The sequence below is a fragment of the Nonomuraea sp. NPDC049784 genome (genome assembly GCF_040659615.1).
GTDB lineage: Bacteria > Actinomycetota > Actinomycetes > Streptosporangiales > Streptosporangiaceae > Nonomuraea.
Genome location: NZ_JBFAMX010000197.1, coordinates 1 through 17,113 on the forward strand (window position 1 = coordinate 1; position 17,113 = coordinate 17,113).

The 17,113-nt window shown below is 68.8% G+C and carries 17 protein-coding genes; 9 read left to right on the forward strand and 8 right to left on the reverse strand.

Going from position 1 to position 17,113, the window contains the following annotated elements:
• Positions 1–1,173 (reverse strand): CDP-alcohol phosphatidyltransferase family protein (locus AB0J09_RS31945; protein WP_360699017.1); only part of this gene is annotated, 1,173 nt, incomplete at its 3' end.
• Between the two features lie 221 nt (positions 1,174–1,394).
• Positions 1,395–2,198, reverse strand: coding sequence for an SAM-dependent methyltransferase (locus AB0J09_RS31950; protein WP_360699019.1), 804 nt, complete (start codon positions 2,196–2,198; stop codon positions 1,395–1,397).
• A 99-nt stretch (positions 2,199–2,297) separates the two neighbouring features.
• Between AB0J09_RS31950 and AB0J09_RS31955 the strand changes: the two genes are divergently transcribed.
• Entirely contained in the window at positions 2,298–3,047 is a 750-nt protein-coding gene (locus AB0J09_RS31955) for an IspD/TarI family cytidylyltransferase (protein WP_360699021.1), read from the forward strand.
• A 59-nt stretch (positions 3,048–3,106) separates the two neighbouring features.
• Positions 3,107–4,843 carry a CDP-glycerol glycerophosphotransferase family protein gene (locus tag AB0J09_RS31960; RefSeq protein ID WP_360699023.1) on the forward strand — a complete coding sequence of 579 codons (1,737 nt, stop codon included), beginning with the start codon at positions 3,107–3,109 and terminating at the stop codon, positions 4,841–4,843.
• Positions 4,844–4,850: 7 nt separating this feature from the next.
• Here AB0J09_RS31960 and AB0J09_RS31965 read toward each other — a convergent pair whose 3' ends face one another.
• Positions 4,851–5,870: a glycosyltransferase family 2 protein gene (locus AB0J09_RS31965; protein WP_360699025.1), complete on the reverse strand. Its 1,020-nt coding sequence runs from the start codon at positions 5,868–5,870 to the stop codon at positions 4,851–4,853.
• An 82-nt stretch (positions 5,871–5,952) separates the two neighbouring features.
• On the opposite strand from AB0J09_RS31965, the gene AB0J09_RS31970 reads away from it, so the two are divergent.
• The 5 genes from AB0J09_RS31970 (at position 5,953) to AB0J09_RS31990 (ending at position 10,421) form a co-directional block, all read left to right on the forward strand.
• Positions 5,953–7,404, forward strand: coding sequence for an LCP family protein (locus AB0J09_RS31970; protein WP_360699027.1), 1,452 nt, complete (start codon positions 5,953–5,955; stop codon positions 7,402–7,404).
• Positions 7,405–7,438: 34 nt separating this feature from the next.
• Entirely contained in the window at positions 7,439–7,786 is a 348-nt protein-coding gene (locus tag AB0J09_RS31975; RefSeq protein WP_360699029.1) for an STAS domain-containing protein, read from the forward strand.
• A gap of 122 nt (positions 7,787–7,908) precedes the next feature.
• Entirely contained in the window at positions 7,909–8,739 is an 831-nt protein-coding gene (locus AB0J09_RS31980) for a GNAT family N-acetyltransferase (RefSeq protein WP_360699031.1), read from the forward strand.
• On the forward strand, positions 8,736–9,575 hold the full coding sequence (locus AB0J09_RS31985; protein ID WP_360699033.1) for an LLM class flavin-dependent oxidoreductase: 840 nt from the start codon (positions 8,736–8,738) through the stop codon (positions 9,573–9,575). Before AB0J09_RS31980 ends, AB0J09_RS31985 begins: the two co-directional genes overlap by 4 nt.
• A gap of 123 nt (positions 9,576–9,698) precedes the next feature.
• Complete coding sequence (locus AB0J09_RS31990; protein WP_360699035.1) at positions 9,699–10,421, forward strand: hypothetical protein; 723 nt, start codon at positions 9,699–9,701, stop codon at positions 10,419–10,421.
• Between the two features lie 14 nt (positions 10,422–10,435).
• On the opposite strand, the gene AB0J09_RS31995 is transcribed toward AB0J09_RS31990, so the two are convergent.
• The 3 genes from AB0J09_RS31995 to AB0J09_RS32005 all read right to left on the reverse strand — a co-directional run bounded on the left by AB0J09_RS31995 (position 10,436) and on the right by AB0J09_RS32005 (position 13,211).
• On the reverse strand, positions 10,436–11,251 hold the full coding sequence (locus AB0J09_RS31995) for a hypothetical protein (RefSeq protein ID WP_360699037.1): 816 nt from the start codon (positions 11,249–11,251) through the stop codon (positions 10,436–10,438).
• Between the two features lie 185 nt (positions 11,252–11,436).
• Complete coding sequence (locus AB0J09_RS32000; protein WP_360699038.1) at positions 11,437–12,570, reverse strand: hypothetical protein; 1,134 nt, start codon at positions 12,568–12,570, stop codon at positions 11,437–11,439.
• A 221-nt stretch (positions 12,571–12,791) separates the two neighbouring features.
• Positions 12,792–13,211 (reverse strand): VOC family protein, encoded by a 420-nt coding sequence (locus AB0J09_RS32005; RefSeq protein ID WP_360699040.1) that lies wholly within the window; start codon positions 13,209–13,211, stop codon positions 12,792–12,794.
• A 315-nt stretch (positions 13,212–13,526) separates the two neighbouring features.
• Between AB0J09_RS32005 and AB0J09_RS32010 the strand changes: the two genes are divergently transcribed.
• Positions 13,527–13,976 (forward strand): lamin tail domain-containing protein, encoded by a 450-nt coding sequence (locus tag AB0J09_RS32010; RefSeq protein WP_360699042.1) that lies wholly within the window; start codon positions 13,527–13,529, stop codon positions 13,974–13,976.
• A 182-nt stretch (positions 13,977–14,158) separates the two neighbouring features.
• On the opposite strand, the gene AB0J09_RS32015 is transcribed toward AB0J09_RS32010, so the two are convergent.
• Positions 14,159–15,322, reverse strand: a complete 1,164-nt coding sequence (locus AB0J09_RS32015) for an acyl-CoA dehydrogenase family protein (protein WP_360699044.1) — start codon at positions 15,320–15,322, stop codon at positions 14,159–14,161.
• 122 nt (positions 15,323–15,444) lie between these two features.
• Here AB0J09_RS32015 and AB0J09_RS32020 point away from each other — a divergent pair, with 122 nt between their 5' ends.
• Positions 15,445–16,758 carry a UDP-glucose/GDP-mannose dehydrogenase family protein gene (locus AB0J09_RS32020; protein ID WP_360699046.1) on the forward strand — a complete coding sequence of 438 codons (1,314 nt, stop codon included), beginning with the start codon at positions 15,445–15,447 and terminating at the stop codon, positions 16,756–16,758.
• A 23-nt stretch (positions 16,759–16,781) separates the two neighbouring features.
• Here the strand turns inward: AB0J09_RS32020 and AB0J09_RS32025 are convergent.
• On the reverse strand, positions 16,782–17,113 hold a 332-nt coding region (locus tag AB0J09_RS32025), incomplete at its 5' end, for an AIR carboxylase family protein (RefSeq protein ID WP_360699048.1).

The following is a 17,113-nucleotide window of genomic DNA, read 5'->3' on the forward strand; positions in this document are numbered from 1 at the left end:
CAGGGAGCGCGCGGGGCGCCCCCACAGCCCGCCGACGCGGGCCACGTCGGCGACGGCCCCCGCGTACGCGAGGTCGACGGAGTGCCGGACGACCTGGAGGATCATGGCGGCCACGGCGAGGTGCCAGATTTCGTCGCCGCCGAAGCCGAAGGCCAGGCCGACGTAGACGGCGTATTCCTTCAGCCTGTCGGCCATGCCGTCGGCCCAGGCGCCGAACGGCGAGAACGTGCGTGTGTAGCGGGCGAGCTGCCCGTCGAGGCAGTCGAGCGCGAACGACAGGTAGAGCAGCAGCGCGCCCACCAGCCGGCCGCCCTGCGTGCCCGCCGAGAACCAGACGGCGGCCAGCCCGGCGAGGCCGATCGAGGCGCCGGTGACGGTGTTGGGGGCGACCTTGAGCAGGACGGCGGGCCTGATCAGGTGGCGCGTCCAGGTGGAGACGAGGAAGGTGGCGAAGAAGCCGTCGTCCTCCTTGATCGAGAGGTCGAGCCTGACCCTGGCCTCGTCCACCTCGGCCAGCCTGGTGACGGCGGTGTCGGCGGCGTTCTGGCCGGCCACCCGGTCGGCGTGCAGCGCCCCGAGCCCGGCCGCCCGCACCTCCACGCCGGACCTGACCAGCCCGACCAGCAGCAGGTCGACCGCCTCGACGGGGGTGACCGGCCCCAGCTTGCCCGTGTCGGCCAGCTCGGCCAGCTCCTCCGCGATGTCGGCCAGCGAGGCCAGGTCGGCCTCGCCCGCCTGCAGCACGCCCCTGAACGTGGCGTTCGCCTCGGGGACGACGTGGAACGAGCTGCCCGCGGCGACGATCTTGTGGCCTTCCACGCGTACGGGCGGCCGCATGGGCGCCGCGGTCGCGTCGTAGGAGACCAGGGCCGCGGTGTCGCCGGCGGGGTGGTCGAGCAGCAGCGCCAGCGCCTCGGTGTGCGCCACCAGGTCGGCGGGGAGAACGGCCACGACGCCCGCGGAGATGCGGGCGATCTTCGCGATGCCCCGGAGGTCGGCGCCGAGGCCGCCACCTGGGCTCACCACCTGGATCTCGCGGACGGGCAGCGTGGCGAGCTGGTCCGTGACGCGGTCGAGCAGTGTGCCGTCGGCACAGGAGAGCTTGCATGCCGGGGTCGTGGCGAGCAGGACGACCGATGTGGCCGTGGTCTCGCGGGTCAATGAGTCGGGCAAAGCGCAGGTCTCCTCCCGGTCGCACGGGAGCCGCGTGGCTTGGGGGTGCGTAGCCACAGCGTAGCGACCGGTCAAGGCGATATCACGGAACGAGACCGTTACTCTGCCGGTAAAAGTGGCGCCCGACGGGAAGACGTGACCTCGACGGGCGTGCGCTTGTCCGGGGTCAAGGCTTTCCGGGTGTTAAGTGACCGCCGGCGCGGCCTTCGGGGACTGGAGCCTCAGAAGGGCCGCACGACTCGGCCGACGCCGCCGAACAGTGAGGTGGTGCGGGGCGAGCCGTCATCCTCCGGGCGCCAGTCGCACGGGCGCACCAGACCGGGTTCAACGAGCTCGTAGCCGTCGAATATGCGGTGGATTTCCTTCTCGTTCCTGAGCACGAGAGGGACCGTCGCACCGGCGAACCCGGCATACCACCCCTCCTGCTCCTTCTCCGACATCCCGTCGGTGGTCAGGTGGGAGATCGCCACGTACGACCCCGGGGCCTGCCGTTCGCGGAAGGCCGCCACGATCCGGGCGGGGTCCTCGGCGGGGGTGACGAAGTGGAACACCGCGACGAACAGCACCGCCATCGGCCGGCTGAAGTCGAGGAACCCGTTGACCTCGGCATTGTCCAGGATGGTCTCGGGCCGGCGCATGTCCGCGGTGACGATCCTGGTGGAGTCGTCGGCCAGCAACGCCCTGCCGTGCACGGCGACGATCGGATCGATGTCGACGTAGACGACCCGCGAATGGGGGTCGGCCTCCCTGGCGATCTGGTGGGTGTTACGGGCGGTCGGCAGCCCCGAGCCGACATCGAGGAACTGGCGGATGCCGCACTCTCTCGACAGGTACCGCACCGCGCGTCCGAGAAACCGGCGATTCTCCAGGGCGGTGGAGCGCACCCGGTGTTCGCCGATCATGCTGTACAGCTTCGCGTTGGCCGCCCTGTCGACCTCGAAGTGATCCTTGCCGCCCAGCGCCTCGTCGTACATGCGCGCGGCCGTGGGTACACCGAGCGGGATGTTCGGGCTGCTTTCGGTCATGCGATCTCCTTGGCGCGTCCGCACAGATCCAAGATCACGATAGCAAACCGGGCGGCCCGCGCTGGGCCTTGCCCGGCCGGCCTGGCTTACGCTGCCGATATGGATTCACGGTTGCGGTCGGTCGGGGTGCTGCTCGCGGGCGGCGTGGGGCAGCGGATCGGGCTGGGCAAGCCCAAGCAGCTCATCGAGGTCGCGGGAAAGACGATCATCGAGCACTCGCTGGCGGTGTTCCAGGACGCGCCGGAGATCGACGAGATCGTGGTGCTGATGACGCCCGGCTACGCCGACCGGATACGCGAGATCGTGACCAAGGGCGGATACGACAAGGTCAGCAAGGTCGTGGACGGGGGCGCGAGCCGTACCGAGAGCACGTGGCTGGCTCTCCAGGCGCTGGGCACCGAGGAGTGCAACGTGCTGCTGCACGACGCCGTACGCCCCCTCCTGGAGCCCCGGATCATCACCGAGTGCGTCAAGGCACTGGAGACGCATCGGGCCGTCAACGTGGCCATCCCCAGTTCCGACACCGTCCTGGTCGCCGTTCCGGGGCCCGGGGGCGAGGTGATCGGCGAGGTGCTGGACAGGTCGGTGCTGCGGCGCAGCCAGACGCCGCAGTGCTTCCGGCTCTCGGTGATCCGCGAGGCGTACGAGCGGGCGCTCGCCGACCCCGGCTTCGCCGCCCGCCCTGCCACCGACGACTGCGGCGTGGTGCTGCGTTACCTGCCCGACGTGCCGATCCACCTCGTGCCAGGCAGCGAGCACAACATCAAGGTCACCCATCCCGCCGACCTGCGGATCGCCGAGCTGCTCTTCCAGCTCGCCTCAACTCCGTCAATCTCCGACTTGCCCTGATACGTCGCAGACGTTCGCGTGGACGGCGCTTGACCCGCGGATTGTTACCGTGCGATCACATGAGGAGACTCATCGCGATCGCGACCCTGCTCGCCAGCTACCCCGTACTGCTGGTGTCGGCCCTCTGGCCGGCGCCGGCGGTGTTCGGAGCGGTCGCCGTGCTCTCCTATGTCCTGGAGTACGTTGCCCCGCGCGCCACCAGGCCCCTGCCCGAGCTGCTCGGCAGGGTGCACCTGGGCGTCACGCTGCGCTTCGTGGTCAGGGAGACCATGGCGCTGCTGCTGGTGGCGCGGACCGCGGGAGTGGACTCGCCGTGGTTCGTGGCGCTGGCGGCCGGGATGTTCGTGATTCACGTGGTGCGCGCCGGGCACACCGGGCTGGCCCTGCGGCTCAAGGGGACGCTCAGCAGGATGCCGGTGACCACCCGCAACCTCGACGTCTCGGCGCTGCGCATCCCGAAGATGCCGCCCCCGTTCCTGCGCGACAGCCGCAGCGTCCACTTCCTCTACCTGGACGCCCTCCCGGTGCTCGGCGCCGCCGCCGGCGCCGCGCCCGCCGCGATCGGGGCCGCCCTGGCGCTCGTACTGGGCGCCGCGGGGGCGCTCGCGCTCATCCCGTACGTGCGGCGCGCCACCCCGCTCACCGACAAGGCCAGCGTCCTGGCGGTCGTCGGCGAGCAGGTCGAGAGGTACCGCCCCGAGGTCATCCTGTACTTCTCCGGCGCCACCGCGGCCGCCTACCAGGCCAGGATGTGGCTGCCCACGCTCGAGCGCATCAGCCGGCGCGCCATCGTCGTGCTGCGCGAGCGCGGCATGGCCAGCCACCTCGACTCCACCACGCTGCCGATCCTGTGCATCCCGTCGTCGGCCGACCTGATGAGCTTCCGCGCCCTGTCCAGCGCCAAGCTCTGCCTGTACGTCTCCAACGTCGGCAGGAACGTCCACATGCTGCGCATCCCGAACCTTCGCAGCGCGTTCCTCAACCACGGCGACAGCGACAAGGAGGCCTCGTTCAACCCGTTCTCCCGGGTGTACGACGAGGTGTGGGTGGCCGGGCCCGCGGGCCGCGACCGCTACCGCCGGGCCAGGGTGGGCGTCAGGGACGAGAACGTCCACGAGGTCGGCCGGCCACAGCTTGAGGGCATCTCGACGCGGGGACCGGGGCTGCCGTACCGCACCGTCCTGTACGCCCCCACCTGGGAGGGCTGGAACGACGACCTGTTCCACACGTCGCTGATCACCATGGGCCCGCGCATCGTGCGGGCGCTGCTCGACCACCGGCCGCGGCTGCGCGTGATCTACAAGCCGCACCCGCTGACCGGCCACCGCGACAGGAGCGCGACCCGCGCGCACAAGAAGATCGTGGCCATGATCGAGGCGTCGGAGCTGGCGAAGTCGAAGGCCAGGCACCCGTCGCAGGCGTCCGGGGAGACACCGCGGATCGAGCATCTCATCGTCACGGGACCCGAGCCGCACCTGTACGACTGCTTCAACCAGTGCGACCTGATGATCACCGACATCTCCAGCGTCGTGGCCGACTTCCTGGCCAGCGAGAAGCCGTACGCGGTGACGAACGTCGCGGGCCTGCCCGAGCAGGCCTTTCACGAGCGTTACCCGAGCACCGAGGCGGGTGTGCTGCTCGAGACGGACCTGGCCGGGCTCGCGGACTTCCTCGACGGGGAGGACACGCTGGCCCGGGCCAGGGTCAAACTGAGGAGCTATCTGCTCGGGCCGGAGTATCCGGACGCCCTGGCCCGCTTCGACGCCGCCGTGGAGCGCGTGTTCGCGCAGTCATGAGCCCGTGTCATGAGCCCGGGGGCCTGGCCAGCTTCTTCGGGCTCGTGAGGAAGCCCCAGCCCCACGAGCAGTGCATGGTCGCGTACACGATGGGCAGCCGCAGCCGCGCTCCCGCCGACAGCCCGCCGCCGGTCAACGCCGAGCCCGCCGCTATGGCGACCACGTAGCCCCCCGGAACGATGAGCGACCAGAGGAAGAACGGCGAGACGATCAGACCCAGCAGCATGGCCAGCACCGCGGCGGGCGGCGCGAGGTAGCGCAGGTTGATCGTGCCCTCGTGGGTGCGCGAGACCACCCGCCGCCACCGGCCGTAGTGGAAGTACTGCTTGGCCAGCGCCTTGACGTTGGGCCGGGGCCGGTAGGAGACCCGCATGCGCGGCTGGAACCAGACCAGGCCGCCGCTCTGGCGGATGCGGTGGTTCATCTCCCAGTCCTGGGCGCGCTGGAAGTGCTCGTCGTAGCCGCCCACCCGGTCGAGCGCCGAGCGGCGGAAGACGCCGAGGTAGACGGTGTCGGCGGGGCCTGCGGTGCCGCCCACGTGGAAGGCGGCGGCGCCCACGCCGATCTTGGAGGTCATGGCGCAGGCGACGGCCTGCTCGAACGGCGTGATGCCCTCGGCCGCCATGATGCCGCCGACATTGTCGGCGCCCGTCTCCTCCAGCGTCTCGACCGCGACGCGCAGGTAGTCGGATGGCAGCATGGCGTGGCCGTCGACCCTGGCGATGATGCCGTTACGCGAGGCGCCAATGGCGGCGTTGAGCGCGTTGGGTGTGCGGCCGGTCGGGTTGGGCACCACGGTCACCCGGGGATCGGCCGCCGCGATGGAGTCGGCGACCTCCTGGGTGCGGTCATGGGACGGACCCACGGCGAGCACGACTTCGATCTCACCTGGGTAGCTCTGGGCGAGGACCTGGTCGACGGCCTCGCGAAGGTGCCGCTCCTCGTTGAGGACCGGCATGACGACGGAAATGGGGGGCCAGGCGCGCGTTTCCGCGGGGGCCTGCGGCGAGTCGGGGAACTGCTTCATGGCGGGGCTCACGCTACTGTACGACCAGGGGAGGAGGGCAATCGAAAGCCCGATCCTCCGGGTGACCAGAGGGGGGCGCGGCATGCGCGAAGGGGGAGGGCAGGTAACGGGCGAGGAGGACGCCGGGGTGCTCGTGGGCGGCGACGCCTACGGCGGCGTCAAACTCCCGCCCACCCGCCCCCGCAGGCCGATCAAGAGCGCCAAGGCCCGCCGGCGCAACGTGCTCGTGGCCGGTTTCCTGTCCACCGGGATCCTGGTCACCACCGGTGTGGTGTGGGCGACCCCGCGGCAGATCGGCACCGTCGACGCGGGCGTGTCCCCGCCGTCGGCCCACGGCGCCGAGAACATCCTGATGGTCGGCATCGACAAGCGCGACGACCTCACCCGCCAGCAGCAGAACCAGCTCAAGCTGGGCCGCGAGGCCGGCCAGCGCACCGACACCATGATGGTCATCCACCTGTCGGAGGACCACAAGCGGGTCACCGTGGTCAGCCTGCCGCGCGACACCTGGACGACGATCCCCGGCAAGGGCGACCACAAGATCAATTCGGCGTACCAGTTCGGCGGGCCCAAGCTCACCAAGCAGGCCGTCGAGGCCGCCACCGGGCTCCAGATCAACCGCTACATCGAGGTGAACATCCTCGGCTTCATCGACGTCGTCGACTCGCTCGGCGGTGTCACCGTCTGCACGCCGGTGCCGATCAACGACCCCAAGACCGGGCTCAACCTGCCCGCGGGCACCCACCAGCTCCAGGGTGTGCAGGCCCTCGGCTACGCCCGCACCCGCGCCACCGCACGCTCCGACCTCGACCGCATCGACCGGCAGCAGCAGGTCATCTCCGCCCTGCTCAACCGGGCGCTCAGCGCCGACACGCTGGCCAACCCGGGCAAGCTGGCCGCGTTCGTCAACTCCACGCTGAGCACGGTCAAGGTCGATCCCGACGACGGGCTGCTCGGCCTGGCGACGCAGCTCAGGGACGTCTCGCTCGCAGACGTGAAGTTCGCCGACGTGCCGCTGTCCAACGTCGACTTCAGGGCGCCCACGGGCGAGTCGGCGGTGCTGTGGGACAAGCAGGCCGCCCGCGACATGTTCGCCAGGATCAACGCGGACCAGGATCTGGCGAAGCCCGCCACCCCTTCGCCGTCTCCGAAGCCGACGAACACCAGCATCCCGCCGCAGCGCATCACACTCAAGGTCAAGAACGGCACGCTCATCACGGGCCTCGGCGCCCGTAGCAAGGCGGCGCTGGTCGCGTACGGGTTCAAGGTCCCCGGCGAGCCGGGTAACACGACCAAGAAGGACTACAAGAAGACGGTCATCCGGTACAACGCGGACCGCGAGGACTGGGCGAAGGTCGTTGCCGCCGCCATCCCGGGGGCGGAGCTGAACAAGGCGGACGTCCAGGGCGTCGAGGTGATCCTCGGCAGCGACCAGCCAAAAATCGCGAAACCGAAGGCGACTTCCATACCATCCCCCAAGCCGAGTGTTACAAGTACAACAAAGACGGCAATGGAAAACATATGTAAGCAATAACTATAACGATCGGCGTTTCGGGCAGGTGAGGCCCATGGTGGTCAGATCGTGGCGCGAGGACCCCTGTACGGTGCTATACGTAGTCGGTGACCTCGATGTGGCAGGGGCGCCCCGGTTGCGAGCCGAGCTCGAACTGGCCATCGCGGCCACCGATCCGCTCAACCTCGTCGTCGACCTGACCGAGGTCCCCTTCTGCGACTCCGTGGGCCTCGGCGTACTGGTCGCCACGCTCAACCACGTCCACCGCGTGAAGGGCCGCCTGATCCTCGTGCTCGCCCCCGGCATGATCCGCCACCTGCTGACGATCACCAACCTCGACCGGCACTTCGAGACGCGCGATTCCCTCGGAGAGGCCCGCTCAGCCTTCGGCAGCGCGGCCTGACCTTCAGCGGGGCGGCCCGGCTGATCCGATCTGTGCGAGAACATGGTCATGTCATCGTGGGCACACCTCGCACGGCCGCATGAAGTCGTGGGAGCGCCCCCTCAGGTGCGGAGGCTTTCACGTTGTTCGACCAGTTCCCCGAGCCAGGGCGCTCTCAGCTCGCGGCCGCCTTCGACGAGGGCAGGACCCGGCCTGAGTGGTGCTTTGTGGAAGGGCAGGCGCGCCTCGCGTTCTGGGCGCCCTTCGCCGGCTCCGAGCCGGTGATCATCTGGCAGTTCGATCCGGGCCCCGACCCCGCCGCCGCGGCCGAGCTGCTGCGCAGCAGCCTGCGGACGATGGGGCTGAGCAAGATAATCCACGACATCTCACTCAAGCCGGGCCTCAGCCCTGTCGTCGATCGCGCCGTCGAGCACGAGGCCCTGAGCCTGGCCGGGTTCGCCATGGAGGTCGAGCGGCTCGTGCTCGAATGGGTGGCGGGCAGCGACATCCCGCCCGATCCCGGCCGCCTGACGTACCGCCCTGCGCGCCGGATGAACCAGGCCGAGGTGATCGACATCCTCATCCGCATCTCGGACGGCTCGCTCGACTACGACACGCAGATCGAGGTGGCCACGGCGGGCGCCGAGCGGGAAGCCCGATGGATGTACGACGACCTGATGAACCGGAAGGCCAAGCCCGACTGGTTCGTCATCGGCTACCTGGGCGACTCCCCCGTCGGCCTGGTGGCCCCCGACGACCACTCGATCGCCTACATCGGCGTCGTGCCCGAGCACCGTGGCCACGGCTACGTCAACGACCTCCTGGCCAGGGGCACCCGCACGCTCGCCGAGGCCGGTCTGCAGCGCATCGTCGCGGCCACGGACGTCGCCAACGTTCCCACGGCCGACGCGTTCATGCGTGCTGGATACGCGGAGGTCGGCCGGTTGTTCCGCTACTACTGGAGGACATCGTGAGACTTGGAGTCATGTTCGACCGGGATCTGCCGCCCGAGCAGCTGATCCCGTTCGCCAGGGCGCTCGACGAGACGTCCGTGGACGATCTCTGGGTGGTGGAGGACCTCGGATGGACCGGCGGCATCTCGGCGGCCGCCACCGCGCTCGCCGTCACCTCCCGGCTGCGCGTCGGCATCGGCATCACGCCCGCTCCCCTGCGTAACCCGATGCTGCTGGCCATGGAGCTGGCCAACCTGGCCAGGGTGCATCCCGGGCGGCTGGCCGCCGGGATCGGGCACGGCGTGGGCGACTGGATGCGCCAGGTGGGCGCCGCCCCGCCGTCACCCCTGGCCCTCCTGGAGGAGACCATCACGGCCGTACGCGCGCTGCTGCGCGGCGAGACGGTCACCCTGCACGGGAAGTCCGTCCATCTGGACGGGGTGTCCCTGGTGCATCCGCCGGCCGTGCCGCCGCCCGTGCTGGCAGGGGTGAAGGGGCCACGCTCGCTTGCGCTGTCAGGCCGGGTCGCCCAGGGCACGATCGTGCCGGAGGGCGTCGGGCCCGCGCAGCTGCCCGGGATCCTGGACCAGATCGGGAGTGAATCCGACCACGAGCTGGTGGTCTTCACGTTCCTGCACACCGGGGCCGACTTCGAGGAGGTCACGCGTCCGATGGTGGAGGGGCAGGCGGGCTTCCTCGGGGTCGCGCCCGAGGAGGTGGTGATGGCCGTGGGCTCCCCTGAAGCGGCGGCCGAGCAGGTCAAGGCGCTGTGGGCGGCCGGGGCCGGCACGGTGGCGGTCCGGCCGCTCGGCTCTGACCCGCTCCAGCACGTCACGGCGCTGCTCTCGGCCCTCTGAGCTCGTTCGCCCGGAGAAGCCGCCTGCGGCGGCCCGCCAATGGCCGAATGGTCGATGGCGGGCGGCCGGTGTTCGGTCGGATGGTCGATGGCGAGCCGCGGGTGCTCGGCCACGATCTTCCCCATGAGACGAATCGTGGCAGCACTCGCGGTTGCGCTGGCGGCGACGGGATGCGGAGTGGACCTGGAGGCGGAGGAGGTCCGCTCTGCCCGGTCGTTCCCCTTGAGCGGCACTGCCCTGAAGATCAGCTCCTCGCTGGGCGGTGTGCGCGTCCTCCCGGGCACCGCCGGCCGGGTCGAGGTCGAGCGGTGGGTGCGCGGCAAGGCCGCCGACGACGGCAACGCCACCTGGTCCCTGCGCGACGGCACCCTCCGCCTGGGCGCCGACTGCAACATGGTCCTCGGCGACTGCGGCGCCCGCTACCACGTCAAGGTCCCGCCCGGCGTGCGGCTGTCGATCGACGCGGCGGACGGTGTCATCCTGAACGGCCTCACCCAGGACGTGGACGTGTCCAGCCGGGACCGCATCCAGGTGTCGGGCACGACGGGAAGGCTGCGGCTGCTGAGCGAGGGCCCGATCACCGGTGACGGGCTGAAGTCGCCGGACGTCAGGTGCCGGACGGCGGACGGCGCGATCGACGTGGCGTTCGCCAGCCCGCCCACCGCCCTCGACCTGCGCTCCCAAGAGGGCAGGGTGACCGCCACCGTGCCCAGGGCCGCCTACGCGATAAGTGCCCACAGCAAGGAGGGCACCGAACGTTCCGAGCTCAAGCACGACGCCAAGAGCGCCAGCACCATCACCGCGCGCAGCACCTCGGGAGACGTCCGGATCCTGCTGGCCGAGTAGCCGGGTGCGGCCTCCTACTGCCAGATCGCGGCGTAACGTCCGTTCTCGGCGTTCACCTGAACGGGGGCCAGCCCCTTCCTCTTGAGGTCGTCGAACCGCTTCTGGTAGCCGGAGGAGGTCATGTCGATGTAGTGGGCCCAGGATTTGACGCCGTCGTTGCGCCACACCGCCGTGTACGTGCCGTCGGGCGCCACGGCCACCTTGACCGGCCGGAACCCCTGCTTCTTCTTGGCGTAGAAGGCCGCCTCGTGCTGCTCCCTGGTCTTGCCGTAGGTGTAGTACCAGGCCCCGCCCGTGTTGACCGTCCACACGCCCACGTACCGCAGGTCGTCCGGGGTGCCGTACACGTCGACGGAGGTCAGCGCGAGCCCCTGGCCGGCGGCCTGCTTGTTGGCGGCGCCGAACTGGTCGGGGGTGAGGTCGGACTTGGCGAGGAACTTCCCGCGCCTCTTCTCGAAGACGGCGGTGAACACCGGCGAGTCGCCCGGCCCGGTGGCGGAGACGGAAACCGGCTGCGCCCCCTCCCGCGACTCCTGGTCGAACCGCTGCTGGAACGCCTCGGCCGACATGTCCTGCCAGATGCCCCAGTTGGACGGCGACCCGCCCTTAACCCAAACGGCCGCATATCGCTCACCGTCGGAAACGTTTACCGTAATCGGGCGAAAGCCCTGATCCTTGAGCTGACGGACCCGCTCCACGCTCTGGGCGGCCGTGAGTCCGTGATAGGCGACCCAGGCCGGACGCGCCTGCGCGTCGGCCGCGGGCGCCACCACCGCCATCGGAGCGGCTACTCCGATCAGCAAGGCGACGGTCTTCGTCGTGGCCCGCATGACCCTCCCATACAGAATCGCTTTGCTCGTTCGTGAGGATGAGGACCGACCCTAACAGCCGTGGCCGCCCGTTCGCTGGGAGCTCATCGAGCGTGCGGCAAGTGTCCTTTCTGCGGCAAATCCGAGGGCACTCAGGCACAAGAGCCGAGGGCGGCTCGCCGTCCCCGGCTCTTGTGCCTCAGCCCTCAGCCCACCTTCTCGAACGGCGTCGGGGTCTGGCCCGTCCAGCGGTAGAGCTGCGCGTGGCTGGTGTACTTGCTGACGCCGTTCTCCGTGACCGTCCCCGACTTGGAGACGTAGTAGCGGCCTCCGCCCAGCGAGATCAGGCCGTACTCACCGGTGAACTCCCATCCCCTGACGCCGGAGGCGTCGTGCTGGAGCCCGCCGGGCGCCAGCGCGAGCAGCCGGCCCCGCTCGGGCTGCGGCTGCCCGACGATGTCCCCCTCGCTCGGCCGCGCGCCGCCGTCCACCATGAAGAAGGTGTAGTTGGGGAACTGCGGCTTCTTGCCCTTGTAGACGGCCATCATCCAGTTGCCGGTGTGCTCGTCCCACTCGAGGTTCTGCACGCCGTACGTGGTGTTGCCGGTGTAGGCGAAGTACTTGCCGTCCGTGTTCTCGGGGCCGCTCTTGTGCGGGTCGCTCTCGGTGAGCGGCTTCTCGTACTTCTTCCACTGCTGGATGTCGTACTGGAGGATGACCTGGTAGTCGTTGTCCTGCCTGCCGACGTTGGAGTAGATGCCGTAGGCGACGGTGAGCAGCTGCTTGCCGTGCTTCTTGCCGAACTCCGGCCCGAAGGACACGCCGTCGATGCCGCTGCACCCGTACCGGTGATCGGCTGTGTCGGCGACGTTCCCGTCGAACTTGCCGTCCCCGTTCATGTCGGCGGTGTAGTCGGCGACGACCTCCTTGAGGTAGACCGTCTTGACCACGCCGGTGGTCTGGGCGTCCATGTTCGGGCTGGTGATGCGGTCGACGTCGAAGATCGCGATGTAGAACGACTCCTGCTCCTTGTACTCCAGGGAGCCGTACACGCGGCCGTCCTTGGCGTTGAAGTCGAGATCGCCGAGGTGCCCGGTGAAGCCCGTCACCGACCCGATGAGGTTGCCCTTGAGGTCGGTCTTGACCAGGACGTTGGTGAACGAGAAGTACATGTACCCCTTGCGCTGGTCGATGGCGATGCCCTGGACGTGCCCTTCGGTCCAGGCGCCCCCGTAGATGTCGGCCGGCAGCTCCTGGGGGCGGCTGTCGGCGGCGGCCGGGGCGGCTAGCAAGGCGAGCGAGGCGGTGGCGGCCACGGCCAGCGTCAGGACTTTGCGCATGTTGCGGTACCCGTCTTCAGTTAAGGAACAGACCGAAACCAGACGTTATACCGGCCAGATGTCGTTGTCTGACATATGCATGAACTCGCAGTGAAGTACCCCAAAACTGCCCATCCAGCTCCTTACGGCCGATACAGCCGCTCGAGCCCTACCAGAGCCACACGAGGGTCATCACCGGCAGCCGCTGCCCGGCATTCGGCCGGTCGCTCCGTCACGGAACCTCAGGTGCCTGGTGCGTCAGCGGCGACCAGTTCGACCTCGAACCCGTCCTTGTCCTCCAGATAGGCGGCGTAGTGCTGCTCCCCGCCGGCATGAGGGTGACGGTCAGGGAACATCAACGTCCAGCCGTTCGCGGACGCCTGGTCGACCAGGGCATCGACCATGGCGCGGCTCTCCACGTGAAAGGCCAGATGGTTCAGACCAGGGCGGCATCGGTCGTGCCGGTCGGCGCTGAGCGCGGGCGACTGCTCCAGGACCAGGTACGTGGCCCCGAGCCGCCAACTGCGGCCGTGGCTCCAATCCTGGAAGACCGTGTAGCCGAGGGCCTCCAGCAGCCATTGCCAGCTCGCGACGGCTCGTGGCAGGTCCGGCACCCAGATCTCGACGTGGTGCAACATTCCAGTGGTGGGCTCGCCGCTCATCCCGTGCCTCCATCCAGTCGTTGACCGAATGCCAACGATCTCGGCGATGATGCCGTGAGTCACCGAAGGGACGCTAATCCCGAGGGCAGGCGCAGGCCGCCGAGCCGCTCGACATGAGCCTTCGTACGGGTTCCTCACGTCAGCTTCGCGCACTCCTCCATTCCCCGATGACGACGCATGAGCAGTGGGTCAGAGTGCGCAGCAGATTGACACGAATCCAGTGGCCGGATGCGGACACCGTCGATCGCCAACCTCGGAATGGCCGCAATCGTCCCATTGATGTCACGTTCCATCTCTAGCTCTTTGGAGCCCATAGTGCTCAAGCGTCTACTCACGGCCACAGGCGTCGCGGTCGTGGTCCTACCGTTGGCCTCTACGTCCGCTCAGGCCGCGACCCCGGTCGTTCAGATCGTCAAGGTCTACTACGACTCGCCGGGGTCCGACCGGGGCGGCAACGTCTCCCTCAATGGCGAATATGCGGTGCTGCGCAACACGTCCAAGCAGGCCATTCAGCTCGAGAAGTGGATCCTGCGGGACGAGACCGGTTACAAGTACAGATTCCCGAGATTCACTCTCAAGCCGGGCAAGTCGGTGACCGTGCGCTCGGGTCAGGGGGCTGACAGCACAACCACCTTGCATTGGGGACGTAAGTGGTACGTCTGGAACAACGACGGGGACTCGGCCGGCCTCTACCGAGGCAGCGACCTCAAGAAGATCGACACCTGCACTTGGGGACGCGGGGGAATCTCCACCCTCTGCCAGTAGTCCGGCAGGGCGCTGAAGACCACTCCCACGGGATGGGGCGCTTTGATGACGACCCAGCTGGGATGACTTTCAGCGCCCCCCTGAGCGTTGGGGGGTCGTACCCCCCCAATGTCACAGCCTGAGCTCCTTACGCGAAGCGCCATCCCGCAAAGACCGCGCCTTCCCCCTGGGCCTCTGGGGACTTACTTGAGGAGCTGACGGGCCATCACCATGCGCTGGATCTGGTTGGTGCCCTCGTAGATCTGGGTGATTTTGGCGTCGCGCATCATGCGCTCCACCGGGAAATCCTTCGTGTAGCCATAGCCGCCCAGCAGTTGTACCGCGTCCGTGGTGATTTCCATGGCCGCGTCCGAGGCGGCGCACTTCGCGGCGCTGGACAGGAACGTCAGGTCCTTTTGGGGCTCGCCGTTCATCGCCCGCTCCGACTTCGCCGCCGCGTGGTACGTGAGCTGCCTGGCCGCCTCGAGTTTCATGGCCATGTCGGCGATCATGAACTGCAGGCCCTGGAAGTCGGCCACCGGGCGGCCGAACTGCTTGCGTTCCTTGACGTAGCCGATCGCGTAGTCCAGGGCGCCCTGAGCGATTCCCAGAGCCTGGGCGGCGATGGTGATGCGGGTGTGGTCCAGGGTGGCCAGGGCGGTTTTGAAGCCGGTGCCGGGGGCGCCGACCATGCGGGTGGCCGGGATCCGGACATCGTCCAGGATCACCTGGCGGGTGGGCGAGCCCTTGATGCCGAGCTTCTTTTCCTTGGGGCCGAAGGAGACGCCCTCGTCCGATTTCTCGACGACGAAGGCCGAAATGCCCTTGGCGCCGGCCGACGGGTCTGTCACGGCCATCACGGTGTAGTACTCCGAGACACCGGCGTTGGTGATCCACATTTTGGTGCCGTTGAGCACGTAGTGGTCGCCGTCCTGTACGGCCTTCGTCTTCATGGCCGCCGCGTCCGAGCCCGCCTCCGGCTCCGACAGCGCGTACGAGAACATGGCCTCGCCGCTCGCCACCCCGGGCAGATAACGGGACTTCAGCTCCTCCGAGGCCGAGAGGAGGAGGGGGACCGTGCCGAGCTTGTTCACGGCGGGGATCAGGGACGAGGAGGCGCAGGCGCGGGCCACCTCCTCGATGACGATGACGGTGGCCAGAGCGTCCGCCCCGGCGCCCTCGTACTGCTCAGGAATGTGTACGGCGTGCAGGTCCGACGACACGAGCGCCTTGTAGACGTCCCAGGAGAACTCCTCGGTCTCGTCGGCCGCGGCGGCGTGCGGGGCGATCTTCTCGTCGGCCAGGGCCCGGACCGTCTCCCTGAGCAGGTCGTGCTCTTCGGCGGGCGCGTAAAGAGGGAAGCTCATGCGCTAGATACTAGGACGTCCGAGCATTTGTTACCAGCTAGTACGGTTTGTGAAGAGGTGCAGGTGGCACGTAGGAGAGCGAGGACCGGTAGCATGCCTGCGCGACCGAAAGGAGCTCACTCGTGCCATATCGCCTCACGGTGATCGGGACCGGATACCTGGGCATCACGCATGCGGCGTGCATGGCCGATCTTGGATTCGAGGTTCTTGGCCTTGATATAGACCCCGACAAGATCCGCCAACTGAACCAAGGTGAGCTTCCGATCCATGAGCCCGGTCTCGAACCGGTCCTCCGCCGCGGGCTCGAATCCGGCCGTCTTCGCTTCACCACCTCCTACGAGGAAGTCGCCGCCTTCGGCGACGTGCACTTCATCTGCGTGGGCACACCGCAGAAACGCGGCGAGTACGCCGCGGACGTCACGTACATCGACAGCGCCATCGAGACCCTCGCCCCGCTCCTCGACCGGGAGTGCCTGGTCGTCGGCAAGTCCACCGTGCCCGTCGGCACCGCCGAGCGGCTCGCGGACAAGCTCGCCCGGCTCGCCCCCGCCGGAGGGCAGGCCGAGCTGGCGTGGAACCCCGAGTTCCTGCGTGAGGGGTTCGCGGTCGAGGACACCTTGCGCCCTGACCGCATCGTGCTCGGCGTTCGCACCGAACGAGCGGAGAAGGTGCTGCGCGAGGTGTATGAGCCGCTGGGCGACCTTCCGTTTGTGGTGACGGATTTCGCCACCTCCGAGCTGGTCAAGACGGCCGCCAACGCCTTCCTCGCCACCAAGATCTCCTTCATCAACGCCATGGCCGAGGTCTGCGAGGCCGCTCACGCCGACGTCAAGCAGCTCTCCGAGGCGCTGTCGTACGACGACCGGATCGGCGGGCGGTTCCTGAACGCCGGGCTCGGGTTCGGCGGCGGCTGCCTGCCCAAGGACATCAGGGCGTTCATGGCGCGGGCCGGGGAGCTGGGCGCGGACCAGGCGCTGACGTTCCTGCGCGAGGTGGACGCCATCAACAAGCGGCGCCGTGCCCGCATGGTCGACCTGGCCAGGGAGCTGGCCGGAGGTTCGTTCCACGGGTGCACCGTGGGTGTGCTGGGCGCCGCGTTCAAGCCCAACTCGGACGACATTCGCGACTCCCCCGCGCTGGACGTCGCCGTGACCATCGGCCATCAGGGCGGACAGGTCACCGTGTACGACCCGATCGCGCTCGGCAACGCTCGTAAGGCTCACCCCGAGCTGAACTATGGCGAGTCGGCCGTTGAGGCGGTCCGCGGGGCACACGTGGTGCTGCTGCTCACGGAGTGGCAGGAGTTCGTGGAGCTCGATCCGGAGGAGCTGGGCGCGGTGGTCGCGACCCGGCGCATCGTGGACGGGCGTAACGCCCTGAACTCCGAGACGTGGCGGTCCGCCGGATGGCACTACCGCGCCCTGGGCCGCCCCTAGGTTTCAGGGGCCGGGCGGCCGCCCTAGCTCTTCAGCTGGGCGGCCTCCGCGCGGAGCTTCTCGCCCTTGGCGTACGCCTGCTCCTTCAGCCGCGCCTGGAACTCCTCCATGCGCTCACGCAGCTTCACGTCCGACGCGGCGAGGATGCGTACGGCCAGCAGCCCCGCGTTGCGAGCGCCGCCCACCGCCACCGTGGCCACCGGCACCCCGGCGGGCATCTGGACGATCGACAGCAGGGAGTCCATCCCGTCGAGGTATTTGAGTGGCACCGGCACCCCGATCACCGGCAGCGGCGTGACGGAGGCCAGCATCCCGGGCAGGTGCGCCGCCCCTCCGGCCCCGGCGATGATCACCT